Source organism: Mesorhizobium sp. B2-9-1 (assembly GCF_006439455.1).
Taxonomy (GTDB): domain Bacteria; phylum Pseudomonadota; class Alphaproteobacteria; order Rhizobiales; family Rhizobiaceae; genus Mesorhizobium.
The window spans coordinates 207732-230608 of the sequence record NZ_VFTP01000006.1 but is presented as its reverse complement, the minus strand read 5'-3'; the positions used below and the strand labels follow the sequence as shown (position 1 = coordinate 230608).

Annotated in this window: 23 protein-coding genes and 1 tRNA gene; 11 read left to right on the top strand and 13 right to left on the bottom strand. The window is 63.1% G+C overall.

What is annotated here, in order from left to right:
- Positions 1-22 precede the first annotated feature (22 nt).
- Positions 23-187, bottom strand: a complete 165-nt coding sequence (locus tag FJW05_RS14640) for a hypothetical protein (RefSeq protein WP_095767353.1) — start codon at positions 185-187, stop codon at positions 23-25.
- Positions 188-392: 205 nt separating this feature from the next.
- On the opposite strand from FJW05_RS14640, the gene FJW05_RS14635 reads away from it, so the two are divergent.
- On the top strand, positions 393-554 hold the full coding sequence (locus FJW05_RS14635) for a hypothetical protein (RefSeq protein WP_140633199.1): 162 nt from the start codon (positions 393-395) through the stop codon (positions 552-554).
- A gap of 43 nt (positions 555-597) precedes the next feature.
- On the opposite strand, the gene FJW05_RS14630 is transcribed toward FJW05_RS14635, so the two are convergent.
- From FJW05_RS14630 to tkt, 6 genes are all read right to left on the bottom strand, one after another.
- A complete protein-coding gene (locus FJW05_RS14630) occupies positions 598-1338 on the bottom strand; it encodes a thioredoxin family protein (RefSeq protein WP_140633196.1) in 741 nt (246 codons plus the stop codon).
- Between the two features lie 154 nt (positions 1339-1492).
- Positions 1493-2518 carry a class I fructose-bisphosphate aldolase gene (locus tag FJW05_RS14625; RefSeq protein WP_140633193.1) on the bottom strand — a complete coding sequence of 342 codons (1026 nt, stop codon included), beginning with the start codon at positions 2516-2518 and terminating at the stop codon, positions 1493-1495.
- Positions 2519-2635: 117 nt separating this feature from the next.
- A complete protein-coding gene (locus tag FJW05_RS14620) occupies positions 2636-3832 on the bottom strand; it encodes a phosphoglycerate kinase (protein ID WP_140545111.1) in 1197 nt (398 codons plus the stop codon).
- Positions 3833-3993: 161 nt separating this feature from the next.
- Positions 3994-5883 carry a potassium/proton antiporter gene (locus tag FJW05_RS14615; protein WP_246673431.1) on the bottom strand — a complete coding sequence of 630 codons (1890 nt, stop codon included), beginning with the start codon at positions 5881-5883 and terminating at the stop codon, positions 3994-3996.
- 273 nt (positions 5884-6156) lie between these two features.
- The gene (gene gap / locus FJW05_RS14610; protein ID WP_140633190.1) at positions 6157-7167 is read right to left on the bottom strand and encodes a type I glyceraldehyde-3-phosphate dehydrogenase; all 1011 of its coding nucleotides are present in this window, start codon (positions 7165-7167) and stop codon (positions 6157-6159) included.
- 144 nt (positions 7168-7311) lie between these two features.
- A complete protein-coding gene (gene tkt / locus FJW05_RS14605) occupies positions 7312-9303 on the bottom strand; it encodes a transketolase (RefSeq protein WP_140633187.1) in 1992 nt (663 codons plus the stop codon).
- 260 nt (positions 9304-9563) lie between these two features.
- Here tkt and FJW05_RS14600 point away from each other — a divergent pair, with 260 nt between their 5' ends.
- The 3 genes from FJW05_RS14600 (at position 9564) to FJW05_RS14590 (ending at position 11048) form a co-directional block, all read left to right on the top strand.
- Entirely contained in the window at positions 9564-9836 is a 273-nt protein-coding gene (locus tag FJW05_RS14600) for a DUF4164 domain-containing protein (RefSeq protein ID WP_023763725.1), read from the top strand.
- Between the two features lie 4 nt (positions 9837-9840).
- Complete coding sequence (locus tag FJW05_RS14595; RefSeq protein WP_095767358.1) at positions 9841-10206, top strand: cell division protein ZapA; 366 nt, start codon at positions 9841-9843, stop codon at positions 10204-10206.
- Between the two features lie 182 nt (positions 10207-10388).
- Positions 10389-11048: a peroxiredoxin gene (locus tag FJW05_RS14590; RefSeq protein WP_140633184.1), complete on the top strand. Its 660-nt coding sequence runs from the start codon at positions 10389-10391 to the stop codon at positions 11046-11048.
- Positions 11049-11322: 274 nt separating this feature from the next.
- On the opposite strand, the gene rpoH is transcribed toward FJW05_RS14590, so the two are convergent.
- Both rpoH and FJW05_RS14580 read right to left on the bottom strand, forming a co-directional pair.
- The gene (gene rpoH / locus FJW05_RS14585; RefSeq protein WP_140545121.1) at positions 11323-12234 is read right to left on the bottom strand and encodes an RNA polymerase sigma factor RpoH; all 912 of its coding nucleotides are present in this window, start codon (positions 12232-12234) and stop codon (positions 11323-11325) included.
- Positions 12235-12445: 211 nt separating this feature from the next.
- Entirely contained in the window at positions 12446-13516 is a 1071-nt protein-coding gene (locus FJW05_RS14580; RefSeq protein ID WP_140633181.1) for an RluA family pseudouridine synthase, read from the bottom strand.
- A gap of 26 nt (positions 13517-13542) precedes the next feature.
- Between FJW05_RS14580 and FJW05_RS14575 the strand changes: the two genes are divergently transcribed.
- From FJW05_RS14575 to FJW05_RS14565, 3 genes are all read left to right on the top strand, one after another.
- Positions 13543-13926: a fimbrial protein gene (locus FJW05_RS14575; RefSeq protein ID WP_140633178.1), complete on the top strand. Its 384-nt coding sequence runs from the start codon at positions 13543-13545 to the stop codon at positions 13924-13926.
- Positions 13923-14336: a VOC family protein gene (locus tag FJW05_RS14570; protein ID WP_140633175.1), complete on the top strand. Its 414-nt coding sequence runs from the start codon at positions 13923-13925 to the stop codon at positions 14334-14336. Before FJW05_RS14575 ends, FJW05_RS14570 begins: the two co-directional genes overlap by 4 nt.
- Positions 14337-14526: 190 nt before the next feature.
- Positions 14527-14601 (top strand) — tRNA-Glu (locus FJW05_RS14565).
- Positions 14602-14749: 148 nt separating this feature from the next.
- On the opposite strand, the gene FJW05_RS14560 is transcribed toward FJW05_RS14565, so the two are convergent.
- Together FJW05_RS14560 and FJW05_RS14555 are read right to left on the bottom strand one after the other, a co-directional pair.
- The gene (locus tag FJW05_RS14560) at positions 14750-15151 is read right to left on the bottom strand and encodes a helix-turn-helix transcriptional regulator (protein WP_181164948.1); all 402 of its coding nucleotides are present in this window, start codon (positions 15149-15151) and stop codon (positions 14750-14752) included.
- Between the two features lie 4 nt (positions 15152-15155).
- Positions 15156-15506, bottom strand: a complete 351-nt coding sequence (locus FJW05_RS14555; protein WP_140545131.1) for a type II toxin-antitoxin system RelE/ParE family toxin — start codon at positions 15504-15506, stop codon at positions 15156-15158.
- Between the two features lie 630 nt (positions 15507-16136).
- On the opposite strand from FJW05_RS14555, the gene FJW05_RS14550 reads away from it, so the two are divergent.
- From FJW05_RS14550 to FJW05_RS14540, 3 genes are all read left to right on the top strand, one after another.
- The gene (locus tag FJW05_RS14550) at positions 16137-16718 is read left to right on the top strand and encodes a VOC family protein (RefSeq protein ID WP_140633172.1); all 582 of its coding nucleotides are present in this window, start codon (positions 16137-16139) and stop codon (positions 16716-16718) included.
- A gap of 23 nt (positions 16719-16741) precedes the next feature.
- Positions 16742-17596: a glutathione S-transferase family protein gene (locus FJW05_RS14545; RefSeq protein ID WP_140633170.1), complete on the top strand. Its 855-nt coding sequence runs from the start codon at positions 16742-16744 to the stop codon at positions 17594-17596.
- 293 nt (positions 17597-17889) lie between these two features.
- Positions 17890-18249, top strand: a complete 360-nt coding sequence (locus tag FJW05_RS14540) for a hypothetical protein (protein ID WP_181164952.1) — start codon at positions 17890-17892, stop codon at positions 18247-18249.
- 143 nt (positions 18250-18392) lie between these two features.
- On the opposite strand, the gene FJW05_RS14535 is transcribed toward FJW05_RS14540, so the two are convergent.
- Complete coding sequence (locus FJW05_RS14535) at positions 18393-18614, bottom strand: hypothetical protein (RefSeq protein WP_140545139.1); 222 nt, start codon at positions 18612-18614, stop codon at positions 18393-18395.
- A gap of 179 nt (positions 18615-18793) precedes the next feature.
- Entirely contained in the window at positions 18794-19141 is a 348-nt protein-coding gene (locus FJW05_RS14530) for a hypothetical protein (RefSeq protein WP_246673430.1), read from the bottom strand.
- A 199-nt stretch (positions 19142-19340) separates the two neighbouring features.
- Between FJW05_RS14530 and FJW05_RS14525 the strand changes: the two genes are divergently transcribed.
- The gene (locus tag FJW05_RS14525; RefSeq protein WP_246673428.1) at positions 19341-22685 is read left to right on the top strand and encodes a response regulator; all 3345 of its coding nucleotides are present in this window, start codon (positions 19341-19343) and stop codon (positions 22683-22685) included.
- Positions 22686-22877: the final 192 nt, after the last annotated feature.

Below are 22877 nucleotides of genomic sequence, written 5' to 3'. Positions count from 1 at the left end.
ATCCAAGTCGCGGCGCAAAATTTCAGTTTTCACGCACGCGGCCCTGGTAAAGGTCCGGCCAGCCGATGTCCTTGCGGATGTCCGCCGGCAAAGTGTTCAGGAAACGCTGGGTGCGAATCTCGTTGCGCACGGTGCGGATCCTGCCGACATAGTGCTGCACACTACGCAGAATTGTAAAACCGTTCATGACGTCACTCCTCTCTTTTTGATGAGAAGAGTATCTCACACCCCTCCTGACAGCAGTCTGTCAGGAGGTTGGCAGGGCGCGGAGGAAGACGATGCGGTGCCGTTCGCAGCGTTCGAATAGGCCCTATTTCTGTCAGGACTGCTCCGCCCGAGGGTGCGCTCGAGAACAGCTTTGACAGTCGCCATCGATGCTGGTCAAAGGCGGCATGACGAAACTGTTCGCCCTTGTCATCTGCGGCATCATGCTGATCCAAGTCATCAAGCCGCTGGGCTGGCCGGGGCTGAAGCGGCGCGGCGATTTTTGGAAGCTGGCGCTGCTTGCGATGGCCGCTATCTCGCTGGCGGCGGTGCTTGGGCACTGGGCGTAGGCCTGTCCATATTCGGGAAGGACGGCCCGGCGCGTCCTGCCGTTCACGCACAGCAGTCCGGCCGGTCCTTGTCTTTGTCCCGATATTCGTCATGCAGGCGCACCCAGTCCATCAGGTTGTGATAGGGACCCGTCTCGCCGCGGCCCTTCGGCGTCATGTCGAGATAATGATAGGCGCCGATCAGCGCGTCGCCGCCGCGGGCGCGCGACATGAAGGTGAGAAAGATGTCGCCGCACTCGTTGCGGTAGAAGATGCTGGTGCCGGGCAGGTCTTTCGACCGCAACGGGCGCTTCTCGAAATTGTAGGTGGTTTCGCCCGCCGCGATCTGCCTGTCGGTGAAGGAGACCTGCAGGTCGAAGTTGAAATCGGACGCATAGGACGACATCCAGTCGAACTTCCAGCCCATGCGCTGCTTGTAAGGCAGGATTTCGGCCAGCGGCGCACGCGAGACGACGACGAGTGAGACGTCATGATGCTTCAGATGCTGGTCGGCGCCATCGATATGGTCGGCGAGGAACGAGCAGCCCTCGCAGCGGTGGTCGGAGCCCGGCGCCATCATGAAATGATAGACGATGAGCTGGCTCTTGCCGGCGAACAGTTCGGCAAGATGCTTCGGCCCCGCTTCGCTCTCGAAAACATAATCCTTGCGCAGTTTGAACCAGGGCAGTTGCCGCCGCTCCGCGGCGATAAGCTCGCGGAACTTTGTCAGCTCCTTCTCGCGCTCGAGATGCTTCCTGTGCGCCTCGAACCATTCCTCCCGCGAAACCACGGCATTGCGATGCATGACCATCTCCTGTCCTCTCCTGCCAAGGACGTTCGACATCGGCGCGATCCGACATGGTCGATAGCGGTCGGCGCCTGACAAGTGGGAACGCGGCTCGCAAAAAGCAAAAACCCGGGCTGCCAGCCCGGGTTTTATGCACCGCTCAGGGATGGCGTCAGGCGGCCTTTTCCAGCGCCGGTTGCCATTTTCCGAGCGCCGCCAGATGGTTCATATGGGCGCGGTGAGTGAAGGCAGCCTGGCCGGCGGCAATGTTCGAGGCCTTGCCGCTCCATGCCTTCTGCGGCGCGGCCTGCAGCGCGCGGCCATAGGAGAAGGTCAGTTTCCAAGGATGCGGGCCGATGGCGTTGAGGGCATTGAGGTTGGCGGTCGCCTCCTCGTCGTCCTGGCCGCCGGAGAGGAAGGCGATGCCGGGCACTGCCGACGGCACCACTTCGCGGAACAGCTTGATCGTCTTCTCGGCGATTTCCTCCGGGCTGTCGGTCTTGCCCGACTTCTTGCCGGAGATGACCATGTTCGGCTTGAGGATCGAGCCTTCCAGCACGACGCGGGCCGCGTAAAGTTCGTCGTAGAGCTTGATCAGCGTCGCCTTGGAGACGTCATAGCAGGTGTCGATCGAATGCGCCCCGTCCATCAGCACTTCCGGCTCGACGATCGGCACGATGCCGGCCTCCTGGCAGAGCGCGGCATAGCGGGCCAGCGCGTGGGTGTTCGAGGCGATCGAATTGGCCGACGGCACACCCTTGCCGGTGTCGATGTCGATCACCGCGCGCCATTTGGCGAAGCGGGCGCCGAGCTTGTAATAGTCGGCGAGCCGCTCGCGCAGCCCATCCAGGCCCTCGGTGATGGTGTCGCCGGGAAAGCCGGCCAGCGGCTTGGCGCCGAGATCGACCTTGATGCCGGGAATGGCGCCGGCGGCCTTGATGATGTCGACGAGCGGCGTGCCGTCGGCGGCCTGCTGGCGAATGGTCTCGTCATAGAGAATGACGCCGGAGATGTATTTTGACATCGCGTCCCTGGACCGGAACATCATCTCGCGATAGTCGCGCCGGTTATCGGCGGTGGATTCGACGCCGATGACGTCAAAACGCTTCTTGATGGTGCCGGAGCTCTCATCGGCGGCCAAAAGGCCCTTGCCGCCGCTCACCATAGCGGCGGCGATATCTTCGAGACGTTCGCTCATGGGTGCTCTCCTTCGCTGCGTTTATTCCGCGCCGGCAGAACACTACCGCCAAAGGAATGACGCCGGAAAGCTAGAATCGATCGAAAGCCGCGCGGGCTTTGCCTGGGCTCGGACTGTCTACCGCTTCAGCACCTCGACGCCGGGCAGCGGCTTGCCTTCCATCCATTCGAGGAACGCGCCGCCGGCGGTCGAGACATAGGTGAAATCGCCGGCGACGCCGGCATGGTTGAGCGCGGCCACCGTGTCGCCGCCGCCGGCGACCGACACCAGCTTGCCTTGCTTGGTGCGGGCAGCGGCATGCTTTGCGGCGGACACCGTGGCGCGGTCGAAAGGCTCGATCTCGAAGGCGCCGAGCGGGCCGTTCCAGACCAGCGTCGCGGCGCGGTCGATCCAGTCGTTGACGCTCTGCACGGTCTTTGCACCGACATCGAGGATCATGCCGTCGGCCGGCACGTCCGAGATGGCGACGGTCTCGCTGGCGGCGCCCGCCTTGAATTCCTTGGCCACGACGCCATCGGCGGGCAGGATGATGGCGCAGCCGGCTTCCGCCGCCTCGATCATGATCTGCTTGGCGGTGCCGGCGAGGTCATGCTCGCAGAGGGATTTGCCGACATCGGTGCCGCGCGCGGCAAGAAAGGTGTTGGCCATGCCGCCGCCGATCACGAGCGCGTCGACCTTCTTCACCAAATTCATCAAAAGGTCGATCTTGGTCGAGACCTTGGCGCCGCCGACGATGGCCACCACCGGCCGTACCGGATCGCCGAGGCCCTTTTCCAGCGCGTCGAGTTCGGCCTGCATGGTACGGCCGGCATAGGCCGGCAGAAGATGCGCGAGGCCTTCGGTCGAGGCATGCGCGCGGTGCGCGGCGGAAAAGGCGTCGTTGACATAGATGTCGCCATTGGCGGCAAGCTGTTCGGTGAAGGCCGGCTCGTTCTTCTCCTCGGCCTTGTGGAAGCGGGTGTTCTCGAGCAGCAGGACGTCGCCGTCCTTCATCGCCGCGACGGCTTCCGCGGCCTTGGCGCCGATGCAGTCGGCGGCGAAACCGACCGGGAGGCCGAGAACGTCAGCCGTGGCCCTGGCGATCGGCTCCAGCGAGAACTCGGCCGATGGGCCGTCCTTGGGGCGGCCGAAATGCGCAAGCAGGATGACCTTGGCGCCCTTTTTCGAGAGCTCGGCGATGGTAGGCGCAATGCGCTCGATGCGGGTGGCGTCGGTCACCTTGCCGCCGGCGACGGGAACGTTGAGGTCGACGCGCACCAGGACGCGCTTGCCGCTGACGGCGCCGATATCGTCGAGTGTCTTGAAGCCGGCCATGGTCGTTCCTTCCTAGTGCCTTGACGCAATCCGGACGGGAAAACCGCCCACACTTTTCCTGAAATTGCTCTCGCGAAAACGCGGCGACCTTACTCGGCGCGGAAGACGATGCAAGGGCCGCGTCGATGGCGCGCGCGCAAAAATGATGTCGCCGTGAGACATCAGCCTTCGCCGGTTGCCTTCTGCCCGTCCGCTGCGGGCGCCACCGTGTCAACCGGCACGTCGTCGGCTGCCTGCTTCGCCGCCGGTCTGCGCCAGCTGCGGATCAGCGCCGCGATGCGGTCGCCGATCTCGCCGGCGCTCATGAACATCGGCACGCGCGCGACCGGCGCGGTGGGCTCGAAAGACAGGCCAAGGCCGGTGATCCTGCCTTTCTCGTCGACATCGCGCACGATCAGCTCGATCGGGCCGATCATCACACGGTCGGCATATTCGGCACGGCCGCCGAGCCGCTCGGTAACGAGCGCTGCAACGGTGAGCTTCTGCTCGGCCTCGGACAGGCCGGGGGCATAGGCGGCTTCCAGCTCCGCGGCCGAGCGGGCCGGATCGACGGCAAAGGCGCCGAAGAAGTCGGCATCCTCAGGATCGACCACGGCGCGGCTGGCGAAGAGCTTGTCGAGCAGGCGCGGGTAGCGGTCCGGCACGAAGATGTAGACCTGATCGCCGGCCGCCAGCCGGCCCATGTCCTGAAAGCGCATCGAGCGGCCGTCGCGAAGCACCAGCGAGGGTCTCGCCCAGCGCGGGATGCGCTCGCCCCGCGCCACCGGGCTGCCGGGTGCTACGCGATAGGCGAGCAGCTCATGATGCGCCGAGCCCGGCAATTCGAGCTCCACCTTGTCCAGCGGCCCAAGACGGGGCGGCACGATCAGGCCGAGGCGCCGCGCCAGCGGACCGACCGTCCAGCCCTGCACCACCAGCGACACCAGCACGATGATGAAGGCGGCGTTGAAGATCAGCCGGCCGTGCTCGAGGCCGCCGAGCAGCGGCGTGATGGCGAGCAGGATCGAGACCGCGCCGCGCAGGCCGACCCAGGAGACGAAGGCGACCTCTGGCCGCGGCAGGCGGAACGGGACGAGGCAGAGCCAGACGGCGACCGGGCGGGCGACGAAGATCAGGAACAGGCCGAGCAGGATCGCCGGCACAAGAATTTCGGGGAATTGCGAGGGTGTGGCGAACAGGCCGAGGATCAGGAACATGATGATCTGCGCCAGCCACGACATGCCGTCCTGGAAGCGCTTGAGGATGGTGACGGCGCGTATGTCGGAATTGCCGGCGACGAGTCCGGCAAGGTAGACGGCGAGGAAGCCCGAGCCGCCGACGGCGCCGGCTGCCGCGAAAACCATCAGCGACAGCGTCAGCACGAAGATGGGCAGCAGGCCGTGATCGAGATTCAACCGCTCGACCAGACGCACGATGGCAAAACCGCCGAGCACGCCGATGACGGCGCCGAGCCCCATATTGGCGAGGAAGCCGAGCAAAAGGTTGGTGGCCAGCACATTGGCTTCCGGATTGGCATGCGCGGCGATGATCTCGACCAAGGTGATGGTGAGGAAGATGGCGATCGGGTCGTTGGTGCCGGATTCCACTTCGAGCGTCGCGCGCACGCGCTCGCGCAGGTGGATCTCGCCAGCGCGCAGCAGGAAGAAGACGGCGGCCGCGTCGGTGGAGGCGACGGCGGCGCCGAGCAGGGAGGATTCCAGCCAGCTGAGCTTGAGAACATAGGAAGCGGCGGCGCTGAAGATGGCTGTGGTCAGGATAACGCCGATCGTGGCCAGCGACAGCGCCGGCCCGGCTGCTTGCCTGAGCGCGTTGAGCGGCGTGCCGAAACCGGAATCGAACAGGATGACGGCCAAAGCCAGTGAGCCGGCAAAATAAGCCAGCCGCGCATTGTCGAATTCGATGCCGAGGCCGTCGACACCGGTGGCAAGCCCGATGCAGAGGAAGAGCAGCAGCAAGGGAGCGCCGAAGCGGAAGGCGATCAAGCTCGAAAACGCGGCGGCGACAATGAGAGCCGTGCCGACCAGCGTCACGAGATAGATCGCATGCTCCATCCGCTATTGCCCCTCCAAATCCCTCTGTTTGTTGCTTTACGGGAGAGTGGGGCGAAGACATGACCAGTGCAAGGCAACAGGATGTTTTTTGGGGTCAATGCTTCCAAACTTCGTCATTCCAGGGCGAAGCAGGAGCGAAGCTCCGTCGCGGATTCTGGAATGACGACGCGACTGGTGTTCCGGCTAGTCACCATGGTGCGCGGATCCGCCGAGACTTAAACGAAGACGCCCGGCCGAAGCCGGGCGTTTTGAACTGTAAATTGACGGCAGCGATCAGCCGATGGTCTTGCCGAAGGCTACGGCGGTGTCGCCCATGCGGTTCGAGAAGCCCCATTCGTTGTCGTACCAGGACAGCACCGAGACGAAGTTGCCGTCCATCACCTTGGTCTGGTCGAGCGCTACGATCGAGGAATGCGGATCGTGGTTGAAGTCGATCGACACGTTCGGGTGATGGGTGACCGACAGAACGCCCTTCAGCTTGCCATTGGACGCGGCGATGACCGCTTCGTTGATCTCCTGCGCGGAGGTCGAGCGCTTGGCGATGAACTTGAAGTCGACGACCGAGACATTCGGGGTCGGCACGCGGATCGAGATGCCGTCGAGCTTGCCCTTGAGCTCGGGCAGGACAAGGCCGATCGCCTTGGCAGCACCCGTCGAGGTCGGGATCTGCGACAGCGCCGCGGCGCGGGCGCGGTAAAGATCCTTGTGCATGGTGTCCAGCGTCGGCTGGTCGCCGGTATAGGAATGGATCGTCGTCATCATGCCCTTCTCGATGCCGACGGTCTCGTGCAGCACGGCCGCCAGCGGCGCCAGGCAGTTGGTGGTGCAGGACGCGTTCGAGATGACGATGTGGTCCTTGGTCAGCTTGTCATGGTTGATGCCGTAGACGACGGTGAGGTCGGCGCCTTCGGCCGGGGCCGAAACGAGAACGCGCTTGGCGCCGGCGGTCAGGTGCGCGGCGGCCTTGTCGCGGGCGGTGAAGATGCCCGTGCATTCGAGCGCGATGTCGATGCCGAGCTCCTTCCAGGGCAGCTGGGTCGGATCCTTGATCGCGGTGACCTTGAATTTCTCCTTGCCGACCGAGATCTGGTCGCCGTCGACGGTCACCTCATGCGGGAAGCGGCCATGCACGCTGTCATAGCGCAACAGGTGCGCGTTGGTCTCGACCGGGCCGAGGTCGTTGACGGCGACCACGTCGATGTCCTTGCGGCCGGATTCATGGATGGCGCGCAGGATGTTGCGGCCGATGCGGCCAAATCCGTTGATGGCAACTCTGACGGTCATTGTTCTCTCCCTTGGGGCGGATGGGTCCGCAGTGTCATAACGGCGGAAGGCGCAAGAATCCAGCCGCAGAACGTCGCATTTAAATCGATTAGGTTGGTCCAGCCCGGCAAAGCGTCAATCGATGTTGCCGGGCTGAGCCAATTCTTAGTTGCCGCGCAGGCGGGCTTCGACCGCCTTGGCCGCGGCCTCGGCGGTGATGCCGAAATGCGGATAGAGCTGCTCGATCGAGCCGGAGGCGCCAAAACCGTGCATGCCGACGAAAATGCCGTCGGTGCCGATCAGGTGATCCCAGCCCTGGCGGATGCCGGCCTCGATCGCGACCTTCACCTTGGCGCTGCCGATGGTCTTCTTGCGGTAATCCTCGCTCTGCTGGTCGAACAGCTCGAAGCAGGGCACAGAGACGACGCGGGTCGGATGGCCGTGCTTTTCCAGCAGGTCGCGCGCGCCGAGCGCGATCTCGACCTCGGAGCCGGTGGCGAAGATCGTCACCACGGCCTCGCCGCCGGCGGCGGCCAGCTCATAGGCGCCCTGGCTGGAGAGGTTCGTTGCCGAGTGCTCCGTGCGCACGGTCGGCAGGTTCTGGCGGGTCAGCGCCAGCGTCGAGGGCGTCTTTTCGGATTCCAGCGCAATCTGCCAGCATTCGGCGGTTTCGACCGCGTCGGCCGGGCGGAAGACATTGTGGTTCGGGATGGCGCGAAGTGCGGCCAGATGCTCGACCGGCTGGTGCGTCGGGCCGTCCTCGCCGAGGCCGATCGAGTCATGCGTCATGACGAAGATCGAGCGGATGCCCATCAGCGAGGCAAGGCGCATCGACGGGCGGGCGTAGTCGGAGAAGCACAGGAAGGTGCCGCCATAGGCGATCAGGCCGCCATGCAGGGTCAGGCCGTTGATCGCCGCCGCCATGCCGTGCTCGCGAATGCCGTAGTGGACATAGCGCTGGCCGTAATCGTCGGGCGTGATGTTCTTGGTCTGGCTGGTCTTGGTGTTGTTGGAGCCGGTGAGGTCGGCCGAGCCGCCGATGGTTTCCGGCACCGCCCCGTTGATGACCTCCAGCGCCATCTCCGACGACTTGCGGGTGGCGACCTTCGGCTTGTCGGCCGACAGCTTCTTCTTGTAGTCGGCGATGACGGCGTCGAAGTTGGAGGGCAGCTTGCCGGCGACGCGGCGCTCGAACTCGGCCTTGAGCTTCGGCTCGGCCTTCGCCAGGCGGCCTTCCCAGTCGGCGCGGGCCTTGGCGCCGCCCGTGCCGACGGCGCGCCATGCGTTGAGGATGTCGGCCGGAATCTCGAAGGGCGGCGAGTCCCAGTTGAAGAATTTGCGCGCGCCGGCGATTTCCTCGGCGCCGAGCGGCGAGCCATGCGCCTTGTTGGTGCCGGCCTTGGTCGGGGCGCCGAAGCCGATGGTGGTCTTGCAGGCGATCATCGTCGGCTTGTCGGAATGGCGCGCCGCCTCGATGGCATAGGCGATCGCTTCCGGATCGGTGCCGTCGATGTGGCTGGCGTTCCAGCCGCACGCCTGGAAGCGGGCGACCTGGTCGGTGTTGTCGGCCAGCGAGACCGGACCGTCGATCGAGATGTTGTTGTTGTCCCAGAAGACGATCAGCTTATTGAGCTTCAGATGCCCGGCCAGTGCGATGGCTTCGTGGGAGACGCCTTCCATCAGGCAGCCGTCGCCGGCCAGCACATAGGTGTAGTGGTTGACGAGGTCGTTGCCGAAGGCGGCGTTCATGATGCGCTCGCCGAGCGCAAAGCCGACCGAATTGGCGAGGCCCTGGCCGAGCGGGCCGGTGGTGGTCTCGATGCCGGCGGCATGGCCGTATTCGGGATGGCCGGCGGTCTTGGAGCCGAGCTGGCGGAAATTCTTGATCTGGTCGATCGTCATGTCCTCATAGCCGGTGAGGTAGAGGAGCGAATAGAGCAGCATCGAGCCGTGGCCGGCCGACAGAATGAAGCGGTCGCGGTCGGCCCAGTGCGGCGCCTTGGCGTCGAATTTCAGGAAACGGCTGAACAGAACCGTGGCGATGTCGGCGCAGCCCATGGGCAGGCCGGGGTGACCGGAATTCGCCTTCTCGACGGCGTCCATGGAAAGGAAACGGATCGCGTTGGCCATCCGATCATGTTGTTCACGCGAGGTCATGCTTCCTCCGGAAGTGAGTTGGAGCCTGGGGAGAACCCTTGGAAAAGGATGCCGCGACACATAGCAGGCGCGGTCTTTTAGTCAACAAATCGGGATGGATTTTGCCGGGCTTGTGATGGCACCCGGCGCCTACATTAGCGATAGCGGGGGACAGTCGCGAGAGCTTTGTTGACGCGCCCTTCACCCGGCGCCTAATCTTTCGCAGGTAACGCATTCTGAACGCGTGCGATTCGGTGATGGGCAGGGCATAGGACGAGGCCATGACCGGGGAAACGACCCTCAAGGAAGTCATCGCCAGGCTGGGCAAGGCCATGGAAGGGCTGGAAAACGCCGTGGCGGCGAAGCTCGAGCATGAGCGCGATTATTCGGAAGCCGAGGCCGAGGTGCAGCGCATGAACGCCGACCGTTCGCGCCTGGCGCAGGAGCTCGACAATTCCGAAGCGCGCGCCGAGCGGCTGGAGGACGCCAACAAGGAAGTGTCGCGGCGGCTGGTGACCGCCATGGAAACCATCCGCGCGGTCCTGGACAGGTAAGGCAATGGCACAGGTCACGGTTTCCATCGACGGCAAACAGTATCGCATGGCCTGCGACGAAGGCCAGGAAGAGCATCTGATCGACCTTGCCGAGCGCTTCGACCGCTATGTTTCGCACCTGAAGGATTCCTTCGGCGAGATCGGCGACCAGCGGCTCACCGTCATGGCCGGCATCATGGTGATGGACGAGCTCTCGGAGCTCACCAAGCGTGTCAAAGGCATGGAGAGCGAAGTGCTGACCTTGCGCAAGACGCGCGACGAGGCGCTGACCAAGGCCGACAAGAGCGACAGCGTGCTCACGACCGCGCTCGGCGCGCTCGCGCAGCGCATGGAAGACCTCACGGCGACGCTCGCGATAAGGAAAGCCTGAGCGGCCCCACCTCTCGCAAAAAGTGGAAGAATCCTGCCGAGGATCGCCGCGCCCGCGAAAAAAATTCGGCTGCAGCGGGCTTGGGTACGGTTCCCGGCGTTTGACCGATGCCGCGATGGTGGTAGCTTAGAATGCGTGCCGGCCGCGCCGGCCACCGTTTCAAAACAGGGTAGGGATAGGTCATGAGTCTTCGTATCAACGATGTCGCGCCGGATTTCACGGCCGAGACCACGCAGGGCACCATCAAGTTCCACGACTGGATCGGCGACGGCTGGGCGGTGCTGTTCAGCCATCCGAAGAATTTTACGCCGGTCTGCACCACCGAGCTCGGCACCATGGCCGGCCTCGAAGGCGACTTCAAAAAGCGCAATGTCAAGATTATCGGCATCTCGGTCGATCCGGTATCGAGCCACGAAAAGTGGCAGGCCGACATCAAGACCGCTACCGGCCAGACGGTGAACTATCCGCTGATCGGCGATAAGGACCTCCATGTCGCAAAGCTTTACGAGATGCTGCCGGCGGGTGCCGGCGAGAGCTCGGAGGGTCGCACGCCGGCCGACAACGCCACCGTGCGTTCGGTCTATGTCATCGGGCCGGACAAGAAGATCAAGCTGGCGCTGACCTACCCGATGACCACGGGCCGCAACTTCGACGAGATCCTGCGCGTCATCGATTCCATCCAGCTGACGGCCAAGCACCAGGTGGCGACGCCGGCCAACTGGAAGCAGGGCGACGACGTCATCATCACCGCCGCCGTCTCCAACGAAGACGCGATCAAGCGTTTTGGGGCGTATGAGACGGTTCTTCCTTACCTCAGGAAGACCAAGCAGCCGACGGCATGAGCCTTTTTTCCTTCTCCCCGTTCAACGGGGAGAAGATGCCCGAAGGGCGGATGAGGGGCGGCGCGGCGTTCGAAGATAAGCGCGCCGGCCCTTTGAAGCGATTGTTGCCCGGACGATGACCTTGCAGCCTCGGCGCTGCCCCTCATTGTCCTGCCGGACATTTCTCCCCGTATAGCGACGGGGAGAAAGGGCTGGTCCGCCGCTTTCGCCAAATAAAACGGCGGCGCCAGAATCTGGCGTCGCCGTTTTGTTGTTGCTCAGTGCGCGGGTGGCTTTACGCCGCCGGCTGCGCCTCGATGGTACGCAGCGCCTGGGTCTGGCGCTTGGCGGCCGCCTTGACCGCGTCCTGCACCTTCTCGAAGGCGCGCACCTCGATCTGGCGCACGCGCTCGCGGCTGATGTCGAACTCGGCCGACAGTTCTTCCAGCGTCAGCGGCTCCTCGGCCAGGCGACGCGCCTCGAAGATGCGCCGCTCGCGGTCGTTGAGGACCGACAGGGCGCCGGACAGCATGGAGCGCCGGTTTTCCAGCTCGTCCTGCTCGATCAGCATCTCTTCCTGGCTTTCGTGATCGTCGACCAGCCAGTCCTGCCATTCGCCGGATTCGCCTTCGCTGGCCCGGATCGGAGCGTTGAGCGAAGCGTCGCCCGACAGGCGGCGGTTCATCGACACCACTTCGGCCTCGGAAACGTTGAGGCGGGTGGCGATCTCGGCGATCTGGTCGGGCTTCAGGTCGCCATCGTCGAGCGCCTGGATCTTGCCCTTCACCTTGCGCAGGTTAAAGAACAGACGCTTCTGATTGGCGGTGGTGCCCATCTTGACTAGGCTCCACGAGCGCAGGATGTATTCCTGGATCGAGGCCTTGATCCACCACATGGCATAGGTGGCGAGCCGGAAACCACGCTCCGGCTCGAATTTCTTCACGGCCTGCATGAGGCCGACATTGCCTTCCGAGATCACCTCGCCGATCGGCAGGCCGTAGCCGCGATAGCCCATGGCGATCTTGGCGACGAGCCGCAAATGGCTGGTGACGAGCTTGTGGGCAGCCGTAGTGTCCTGATGCTCGGCATAACGCTTTGCGAGCATGTACTCTTCCTGCGGCTGAAGCATCGGAAAGCGACGGATTTCTTCCAGGTAACGGGCGAGACCGCCTTCACCGGAAACGATACTGGGTAATGATTGGGCCATGATAGCGCCCCTCTCTCTTTGGAGTGGATGCCCCCGAAACGCGGCGGGCATGCGTCACGGATGCCAAAGGCTCATCCGCGACAACCTGTGTATATAGGAACAAAACCAGAAAAGACAGGCATTTGTTCAACGCTAAACAGTCTGTCACGTTGAAGTGAACAACGCCGGTCAGGTTTTTGGCTGGTTTGCAGCTTGTTCGTGGCGGGTCGGTTCAGAGTTTCCGGAAGTCGCCGACGAGTTCCTCCATGTCTCCCGGTATCGGCGCTTCGAACCTCATCGTTAGATGGGTGGTCGGATGCCGGAATTCAAGGAGCCAGGCATGCAGGGCCTGCCGCGGAAAGGCGTTGACCTTGGCTTTCAAGGGTTCGGGCAGCCGATTGGCCTTGGTACGGAACGCCTGCCCGTAATCCGGGTCGCCGATCACGGGGTGGCCGATATGAGCCATGTGGACGCGGATCTGGTGGGTCCGGCCGGTCTCCAGCCGGCATTCGACCAGGCTTGCCGTGGCGAAAGCCTGCTGTCCTTCGCCAAAACGTTCGACGACGCTGAAATGTGTAACGGCATGGCGGGCGTCGTCGCGGCTTTCAGGCACCACCGCGCGGCGGACGCGGTCGGCGGCGCGGCCCAGGGCAGTCTCGATGGTGCCGGTCGGTCGCTGTGGAATGCCCCAGACCAGCGCCAGATAGGCGCGTTCGAGGTCGCCGGTGCGGCCGTGATCGGCAAAGGCTTCCGACAGCGCCTTGTGGGCGCGATCGGTCTTGGCCACGACCATGACGCCGCTGGTTTCCTTGTCGAGGCGATGGACGATGCCAGGACGCCTAACGCCGCCGATGCCGGACAGGCTGTCGCCGCAGTGATGGATTAGCGCGTTGACCAGCGTGCCGGTCCAGTTGCCGGCGCCGGGATGGACGACCAGTCCCGCCGGCTTGTTGATGACGATCAGCTCGTCGTCCTCGTAAAGAATGTCGAGGGGAATGTCCTCGCCCTGCGGCTCTGCCGGCTCCGGCGCGGGCACCAGGATCTCGATCGTCTCACCGACCGTCAGCTTGCGCTTGGCTTCCAGCACCTTCCTGCCGGCGATGGAGACCGCGCCTTGCTTGATCAGCGCCTGCACCCGGCTGCGCGAGAGCTCCGGACCGAGCTTGGCGGCAAGCCACTGGTCGAGGCGCTGGCCGGCGGCATCGGCGCCGGCTTCCAGCACGGTGGCTTCGCCTGCGGCCAACTCATCGTCCGTCAGTTCCTCCCCTATCAATGTCGAACTCTCTTCGTTATGAGCGCTCATCGAAACCCGTTGCGGATTGTTTAGCCATGGCCCGGCCGATCGCCGAAGAAGATGAGGAAAAGCCGCTCGACCCCGCGGCCGAGAACGTGCGCCGCAAGCTCGTCCGCTTCATGATCGTCAATCTCGGCCTTCTGTTCCTCGCCCTTATGGTGGTGATCGGGGCGCTTGTCTACAAAGCCCGCAACGCGCCGGTGACCGGATCGGCGCCCGCGGGCGATGTCCAGGCTCCGGCCGGTGCGCCGCTCGCGGGCGACATCGTGCTTCCCGTCGGCGCCAAGGTGATCAGCCAGTCGCTCTCCGGCAACCGCCTGTCGATCGACGCCGAGCTTGCCGATGGCGGCCGTTCGATCTTCGTCTACGACATCGCCGAGCACCGCATCATCGGCCAATTCGCGGTTCGCAACAAATGAGCGGCTTTGCCGAGCAGCGCAGCATTGCGACCGTCGCGCTCGTCGTTGCCAATTACGACGAGGCGATCGCCTGGTATGTCGAGCGGCTCGGTTTCCTGCTCATCGAGGATGTCGATCTCGGCGGCGGCAAGCGCTGGGTCACCGTCGCGCCGGCGAAGGGCAAGGGAGCGCGCTTGCTTCTGGCAGAAGCTTCCGGCGAAGAGCAGGCAAGCCGCATCGGCAATCAGACCGGCGGCCGGGTCTTTCTCTTCCTCGAGACCGACGATTTTTCCCGCGATCACCAGGCGATGCTCGCCAAGGGCGTCGAGTTCCGCGAAGCGCCGCGCTTCGAGGTCTATGGCACGGTGGCGGTCTTTGCCGATCTCTACGGCAATCTCTGGGACCTGATCGAGCCGAAACGGCAGGGCTGACCCGTGACGTCCGGCAAAGCGCGCGAAGCGGTCGAAACCCCAAGCGGAGCACTCGTTTGGCAAACCAATGAATGCTCCGCTTAGGCTTCTTGTTTTGTCGGAATTCTTGTCGGAAAACCGTACGACACTTTTCCGGAATCTGCTCGGTTGCTTTTTCGCGGCCGCCAGCCTATGTAGCCGGTTCTTGAGCGCGCCCATCGTCTAGCGGTCAGGACACCGCCCTCTCACGGCGGGAACAGGGGTTCGATTCCCCTTGGGCGTACCAAGCTTTTAAGCGTTTAGCTGTTTAATAACGGTCTAATAAAGACCATTGCCGCCCTCATTTTCGGAGAGCCACAAGGCGCGCACAACCCTGTCTGCACCTGACCGGCCGAATTGCGCAAAGTTCTATAGCGTCGGATGTTGCCCCCTAGTTAAGCGCCCAGACGCTCCTCCGTATAATTATTGTCATCATTCTTTGTCTCGGTGGTGATTTTGGAGCGAACGGGCTTGCCGTGACTAAGGGGAATTTCGGCGTATGTTCCATCAGGGAATTCAGCTACGATTTTCATGTCGCCGCCAAGCCCTCGCACGTAGCGTTCCATAGTCTTGATCTGGACCGATGCGGGAGACTTCTCGATACGCGACACCTCGGCTTGCTTCAGACCTGTTCTAGCAGCTACGGTCATTTGCGTTACGGACATAGCCTTTCGAAGCTCGGAAAGATGTACAGCCCTTAGGATTTCGGCAGCGCCCTTTTCGATCTTGGCCCGACGCTCTGCTGGTAGAGCGTCAATGCGTTCGCGAACGGGGCGAAAATCTGATCGCTTTGCCATTAGTCTACTCCTTTTCTGCCTCAAGCCATTCATCAAACCGTTCGTCTGCGGTCGCGATGAGCTTCTTGTAAAACTTGCGCTGCGCCTTGCCTTCCTTGTTTCCACCACACAGGACAACGGCTTGACGGTCTTCGTCGAACGCGAAAGCAAAGCGCCAAACACCGCTCGCATTGAATCGGATTTCTTTCATTTTCTTGTGCTTGGACCCATTCAGCGTATCAACGAGAGGGCGCCCGAGATTGGGACCAACTTCCTCCAGAGCCAGCATCACTTCATCGAGCTTGTCCGAGACCTCATCATTGAGGTCTTCACGCTCCCGGACAAAGTCCGGATGTTCGAGAACCGTCCAAGCCATTGGCGGAATATAGGTTTAAACTGATATAGCGTCAATCTGATAATTTTTCGCTCCGCTCTTTAGTGGTTGCCCCCTCTATCCCGTGGGTGGCCCCGTGCTATTCATACCGCAACAACAGCGCGTACCCCAGGCGGGGGCTCTTTTGGTTTTTAGCTGACACCGCCAATTCCATTCGCGAAGCGAGCAGCAGAGGAAGATCAGAGCGGATCGGACAGCGGTGGCGGTTCCTACAGAGGGGTTTCCGAATGAGAAGTCACCAATGCTGGACGCGAGGCGGTGCATGTGATCGGAAAAACGCCGTACGGGGAGAACGCACATTTCGCGCTGATCCGGCAATCGCGAAAAAGCCTTTCCGCCTCCTAAAATCTCATCGTGAAAGAGATGGTCTCAGCCAAGGCATGTCGATGAGGTCTATGCCGCTCTTCCGCCGAAAGGATTTGCCACAGCGCAGCCCTCAAATCTTTGGAGGCAACCCGCTCCCTATCACTCTCCAACCCTGGTCGTGCTCGTTGCTTCTGGCGTGCGGCTGTCGAATGAATTAGCTTCGGAGCATGGATCCAAAGCGCGGCCGTGCGCAGGGCACAAGGGCGAGAAACTGCAAATAGTCATAAGCTCTCGGGGAGGAGTCCAATGCGGAAGCTGCAGTCGCAAGGCGTTCATCACATCACGCTGGTCGGCGCCGGGCGCCAGACCTCGATCGACTTCTGGGAGGGCGTGCTCGGCATGCCTTTCATCTTCGAGCAGCCCAATCTCGACAAGGCGAGCGAAAGCCATCTCTACTTCGATCCCGGCGACGGGCGGCTGATCACCGTGTTCACCGACGAGACCCGGGTCCCGGTCAAGCGGCGGACACCGACCGATATCGGCTGCGTCCATCACATCGCGTTCTCTGTGTCGCGGGTTACCTTCCTGCAGGCTGTCGCGCGGCTCGACGAGCGCGGCATCAAGCACAGCGGTGTCAAGGATCGCGGCTTCATGGATTCGATCTATTTTGAAGATCCGATCGGGCTGTTGATCGAGCTCGCGTCCTACCGCTTCGACCCGCCGGCCGGCTTCGCCCATGCCGACGTGCTGATGGAGGCGCACAAGATCCGCGTGGCGCGAGGCGACTACAACATCGCCGAATTGCATCTTGCCGACGCTATCCAGGCGCTGGCCGAGCGGTCGCGCGAAACACTGTCGGAAAACAGGGCGCCGAAGAATCCGTACTGAGCAAGCAAAGGGAGGGACATGAAATGGCAAAAGCTGCAACAAAGAGCGCGAAGAAAGCCGCTACCAAGGCCGCGCCGAAAGCAGCGGTAAAAGCCGCCGCGAAATCGGGCGCCAAGGCATCGGCGAAGGCGGCGGCCAAAGCGGCCGCGAAGGCGACCTCGAAAATGGCGAAGCCAGCTAAGAAGCCTGGCATAAAACTCAGTATGCTGAGGCCGAGCGTCAACAACATGACGGTGAGGGTGTTCGCGCGCGCGGCCGGGCTCGATCCGGCGGAGACCGATGCCTGGGGCCATACGCGCTCGCCCGAATTCCTGGCGCGCAATCCGGCGCATCTGACGCCGATGATCGAGGACAAGGGCCTGCCGCGCGGCGTGCTGTGGGAAAGCTGCGCCATCATGCAGTATCTCGCCAACAAGCACGGGCTGGACAAATTCTATCCGAAGGCGCCGGCCAAGCGGGCGATGATCGACAGCGCCATGTTCTATCTGGTCGGCACGCTCTATCCTTATGTCGCGCGCGCGACCTATCCGGCGCTCGGCTTCCCGCAATATGCCGGCGAAGTCGGCCACAGCGATGCCCATCCCGACAAGAAATCGGACGCGCAGAAGGCGGCGATGGCCGCGATCGCCGAGCCGCTCGAGGTGTTTCACTCCTTCTTTCGCAACGGCAAACCGTTCATCGGCGGCAACAACCCGTCGATCGCCGATATAAGGCTGGCGGCGACGCTGGAATTCCTGGCGGTCATCGACTACCCGCTGCCCAAATGGGCGAAGGAGTACGTGGCGGCGCTGGAGAAGAAGCTCGGCAAGGCCTATGCGGAGCCGGCCGGCGACGTGCGCGGCTACATCGCGCATGTGAAATCGCAGGCCAGGGCGTAACAGCCGGCTCAGGTTAAGGTTTCGTTTACCCAACGCCTGTCTACTGGTCACAGTCCTCGCCGCGACCACGGATGTACTGGCGCGAAGCGGAGGCGAAGGGAAAGGTCGGCCCAGCGCCGACCTTTTGCTTTTCCGGCGGTTGTATCGCCTCCCACGGCAATCACGACATACGACTTATCCGGTGCCAGACCGGTTGAAGTCCTATTGTCATCGGCGTGATTGATCCTACCATTATCTTGGGTTGCCAAGTGCGAGCCGGGCAAAAAGCGATGAGGACGGCGATGACAAGAATGATGAAACTTTCCGCGGTCGCGAGCGCGCTCCTGGCGAGCGCCACCATCACGGCCGAAGTCGCGCCGCTCAACGGTATGAACGAGGTTGGCGCCGCCCTGCTCGCCTGCTGGACACCGCCGGCCAATTCCGACAATTCCTCGGTGACGCTCAGCTTCAGCTTCAAACGCGACGGCACGCTGATCGGGCCGCCGAAGACGACCGCTATTCATGTCGGCGGCGACGACAAGGCGCGCAAGGCCTATGTCGACGCTGCGACCAAGGCCCTGAACGATTGTCTGCCGCTCAGCCTTTCGCCCACACTGGCGCAAGGCATTGCCGGAAACGTCTTTACGCTGCAGTTCAACTCGCCGAAGAAGTAAGCCACGGCGAAGGCGCCGAGCCTAAGGCGCGTCGCGATCTTTTTAGGTTCGCTCCATGCGCTTTAGGTTTTGATTTTAGGCATGTCTTTATCCCGAAACCGGTTCCCACTTTCGGGAGAGTCCCACTTTTCCCGGAATTGCTTTCAGGTTAAACCGCGTGCGCGCCTGATCTGGGCGTGCTTTTCCAACTCCGGCATCTCGAAGACATAATCGTTCCAGGCGGAGTCCGGGATCTGCCCGGCCAGGTAGCAATCCAGCAGAAGGCTTTGTTCGGGGGTAAGGGCTCTCGGCGCATGCTCATGATCCAGCCCAAGCGAATGGATCAGGTTTCTGGTCAGGCCAGAGACGGTGAAGTGAATGGACATCTTCAGTCTCCTCTGCGCTGCGCGCGTCACATCAACGCCAACAACGCCCGTCACCGGGCAAAGGTTTCATCAGCGATCCGTGATCGCACCGCGGTCGAGGCCGGGCTGAATCTGTCGGGTTGTCTTTCTGCATCCGGGCAGTGGATCGAGCCGGCATCGACCGGCAGATTGAGGCAAAGCTACTCGCAGACGACGCGGTAGCGCTTGCCGGTTTCGCCGACATTCCTGCAGGTAAGGGGGGGCCGCTCGCCCGAAGACTGATCAGCCAGATTCTGGTTATAGGAAGGCCTTGCCGGAAACCTGGAATAGCGCCGGACCGGCGGGCCTTGCGGCGCGCCCGGCGGCGGCAAGGGGAACACGTCCGACGCGATCTGCCGCGACGCGGTCGTTCCCGGCGGCGCCTTGTCCCAGACACGCCTGACGTCCATCCGGCTCGGGACGATCACCGTGCCGTCGTCGCTGCGCGCGCAACCGCCCGCCGCAAGCAGCGCCGGGCACAGGATGAAAGCCGCGATTCGACCAAACATTAGCAACACCTCAGTCACCTTATAATGCGTTGTTGCCATGATCGCCAACGGGCGGATTACCGCAGCCGGCGCCAGGGTCGGAATCTGGCTCAACGTCACCGGGCGGCAGGCGGTTGCAATCATTATGGTTAGCGGATCGTTAATGCTTGTCGGGCACATTCCGCCGATGGACCGGCACAGTTCGGCCTTGGGGGTAGGAATGGCGGATACGGACGGGACTGTCGAGGCGGACAACAAGGCGGACAGGCGCGGCAACGAGGCCTTTCTCGGCGACGTCCACGATATGGCCGGGACCTCGGAAGCGCTCGCCAATCTCAGGCTGATGGTCGATTCGATGCCGATCGGCGTCATCGTTCTCGATGCCGAATTGCGGGCGGAGGTGGTCAACCGGGCATTTTACGACTTCTGGCAGATCGATCCGCGGCGCGCTCCGGCCGGCAGTCGCTTTCGCGACCTCATGGAAGCCAGTCGTGATGCCGATCCGTTCGGCGCCGAGGAACAGGCGTGGCAAAGCCATGTGGCCGAACGGGAGGCCGAAATCCGGGCTGGAAGCGCAGGATCCAGGCAGTTGCCGCGCAAGGACGGCCGCACGCTGATCGCCTCGCTGGCGCCTCTTCCAGGCGGCAAGCGGCTGATCTCCTATGTCGACATCACCGACATGAAACAGCGCGAGACCGAGGCAGAGGACGCGCGCAAGAACCTCGTCACCGTGCTGGAGTCGCTGCCGGCAGGGGTCATCATCTACGATCGCGACGACCGCTTCGTCTTCGCCAACCGTAAGCTGCAGGATACGCTGCCGGCGCTGAAGCCGGCCTGGCAGCCTGGCCGCACGTTCCGCGAGGCGTTGGCGCTTGGCCACTCCGTCGGCTACTTCCGCTCGAGCGGCGACCCCGGAATCGACGGCCTGTATGGCGTCGACACAGAGCGCTGGCTTGACGCCATGCTCAAGCGGTACCGTTTGCCGAGCTCGGCCTACGAACGCCTCAACGCCGACGGCCGCTGGTACCAGGTCTATGACATGCGCACCGACGACGGCACATTCATCGGCGTGCGCGTCGATATCACCGACATCAAGGCGCGCGAGAAGGCGTTGCGCGATTCCATGCGCCAGATCGACCTTTATCGGCATGTGATGGACGAACTGCCCGTGGCAGCCTTCATCAAGGCCGACGATCTCAGCATAGAATTCGTCAACAAGGCCTGGTGCGCGCTGACTGGACTGCCCAAGGACGAGGTGCTCGGCAAGACCGATCGCGAGCTTTTCGCGGCGCAAGAGGCGGACGGTTTCAGCAATGACGACAACGAGGTCGTGGCGACCGGCGCGGGGCGCGAGGTCGAGGAGGCCGTCACCCATCGCGACGGCACGGTGCGCCAGCTGATGACGCGCAAGAGCCGGCTGGTGGCGATCGACGGGTCGGTGCATCTGGTCGGCTCCAGCACCGACATCACCGACGTCAAGGCGCGCGAGCAGGCGCTGCGGCAGAGCATGAGCGAGAACGAGGTGTTCCGCAGCCTCATCGACAATGTGCCGGTGTCGATCTATGCCAAGCGTTCGGACCTCAGGCAATTCTACGTCAACAAGGGCTGGTGCGATCTCACCGGCTTCAGCAAGGAAGAAGCCGTCGGCAGGACCGATGTCGAGATTTTCGGCGCGGACGGCGAAGCCTTCGTCGCCGGCGACCTTGCCGTGCTGCGCACCGGCGAGACGCAGGAGATCGAAGAGACGGTGACGATGCCGGACGGCAGCGTCAGGCACCAGTTCGCGCGCAAGGGCGCGATGATCGCGTCGGACGGCTCGCTCTATCTCATCGGCTCCACCACCGACATCACCGAGCTCAAGCAGCGCGAGGCCGAGCTCAGCGAGGCGCGCCGGCGCGCCGTGCTTGCCGACCGGGCCAAGTCGGAATTCCTCGCCAATATGAGCCATGAGATCCGCACGCCGATGAACGGGGTTCTTGGTATGGCAGAGCTGCTGGCAAAGTCGGACCTCGATCCGAAGCAGAAGACGTTCACCGATATCATCGTCAAATCCGGCAATGCGCTGCTCACCATCATCAACGACATCCTCGACTTCTCGAAGATCGATGCCGGCCAGCTGGTGCTCGACCCTGCACCCTTCAATCTCGCCGAGGCGATCGAGGATGTGGCGACGCTGGTGTCGACGCGCGCCAAGGAGAAGGACCTCGAGCTCATCGTTCGCATCCAGCCGGGCCTCGACGGCCAGTTCGTCGGCGATGTCGGCCGTGTCAGGCAGATCGTCACCAATCTGCTCGGCAACGCGGTGAAATTCACCGACAAGGGTCATGTCCTGGTCGACGTGACGGGTGAGCGGGTTCCGGCGGGAACGAGGCTCACCATTTCCGTGACCGATACCGGCATCGGCATTCCGGAAGACAAGCTGAAGCAGGTTTTCGAAAAATTCAGCCAGGTCGACACCTCCTCGACCAGGCGGCATGAGGGCACCGGGCTTGGCCTTGCCATCACCTCGCGGCTGGTCGAGATGATGGCCGGCGAGATCGGTGTCGACAGCGCCGAAGGCAAGGGTTCGACCTTCTGGTTCACGATCACGCTGCCCAAGGCCGAGCAGGGCGGTCAGCGCATCATGCCGGTCGACGTCACCGGCGCGCGCGTGCTCATCGTCGACGACAATGCCGTCAACCGCTCGATCCTCAGCGAGCAGATGGCGTCATGGACGTTCGATTCCTGCGCGGCCGAAAGCGGCGCCGAAGGGTTGAAGGTGCTGATTGCCGCCGCCGCCTACGGCGTGCCGGTCGACTGCGTCGTGCTTGACTACCAGATGCCGGGCATGACCGGCGCCGAGATGGCGCGCATCGTGCGCAATACGGCGGGCCTGGCGCATACGCCCATCATCATGCTGACCTCGGTCGACCAGTCGCTTGCCGGCACGGCCTATCGCGACCTCGGCATCGATGCGCAGCTGATCAAACCGGCGCGCTCCTCCATTCTCCTGGAAACGCTGGTCTCGACCATCCAGCGCCACCGCCACAGCAGCGCGGCGGCGCAACCCGCCATTGGCGCCGGCAGCCCTCCGCAAGCCGCTCCGGCGCAGACGGCGGCATCGGAGCGCGCCATGCTGCAACCGCCGCCGGCGCGGGCGCGTCCGCGCCCCGCCGATGCCGAGCGCGAGCTCGACATCCTCGTCGCCGAGGACAATGAGGTGAACCAGATGGTGTTCACCCAGATCCTTGGCGAGACCGGTTACCGCTTCGAGATCGTCGGTAACGGCCGCAAGGCGCTCGACGCCTTCGGCAGGCTCAATCCGCGCATGATCCTGATGGATGTATCGATGCCGGAAATGAACGGGCTGGAGGCGACGGGCGCCATCCGCCGGCTCGAGCAGGACATGGGCACGCATGTGCCGATCGTCGGCGTGACCGCGCATGCCCTGAAGGGCGACCGCGAACGCTGCCTGGAAGCCGGCATGGACGATTACCTGCCGAAGCCGATCAGTCCGCGGGCGCTGCTCGAAAAGCTCGAGCGCTGGCTGGGCTCCGACGTCGAGACCCGGCGCAACGCCGGTTAAAACGAATTTGGCGGGCAAGAACGGCGGCAAGAGGCTGACGCATGCGTATGGTGCGATCGCACCATACCAAAGCAAGCGCCAAGTTCGGACAATCGTGACATTGATTCCGCTCTTCGGTTACGGGCGGGAGCAGCGACCGCCAACAAGAAACAGCGTCGACTCTACCCCAACGGACCCTGTTTTCGGCGATGG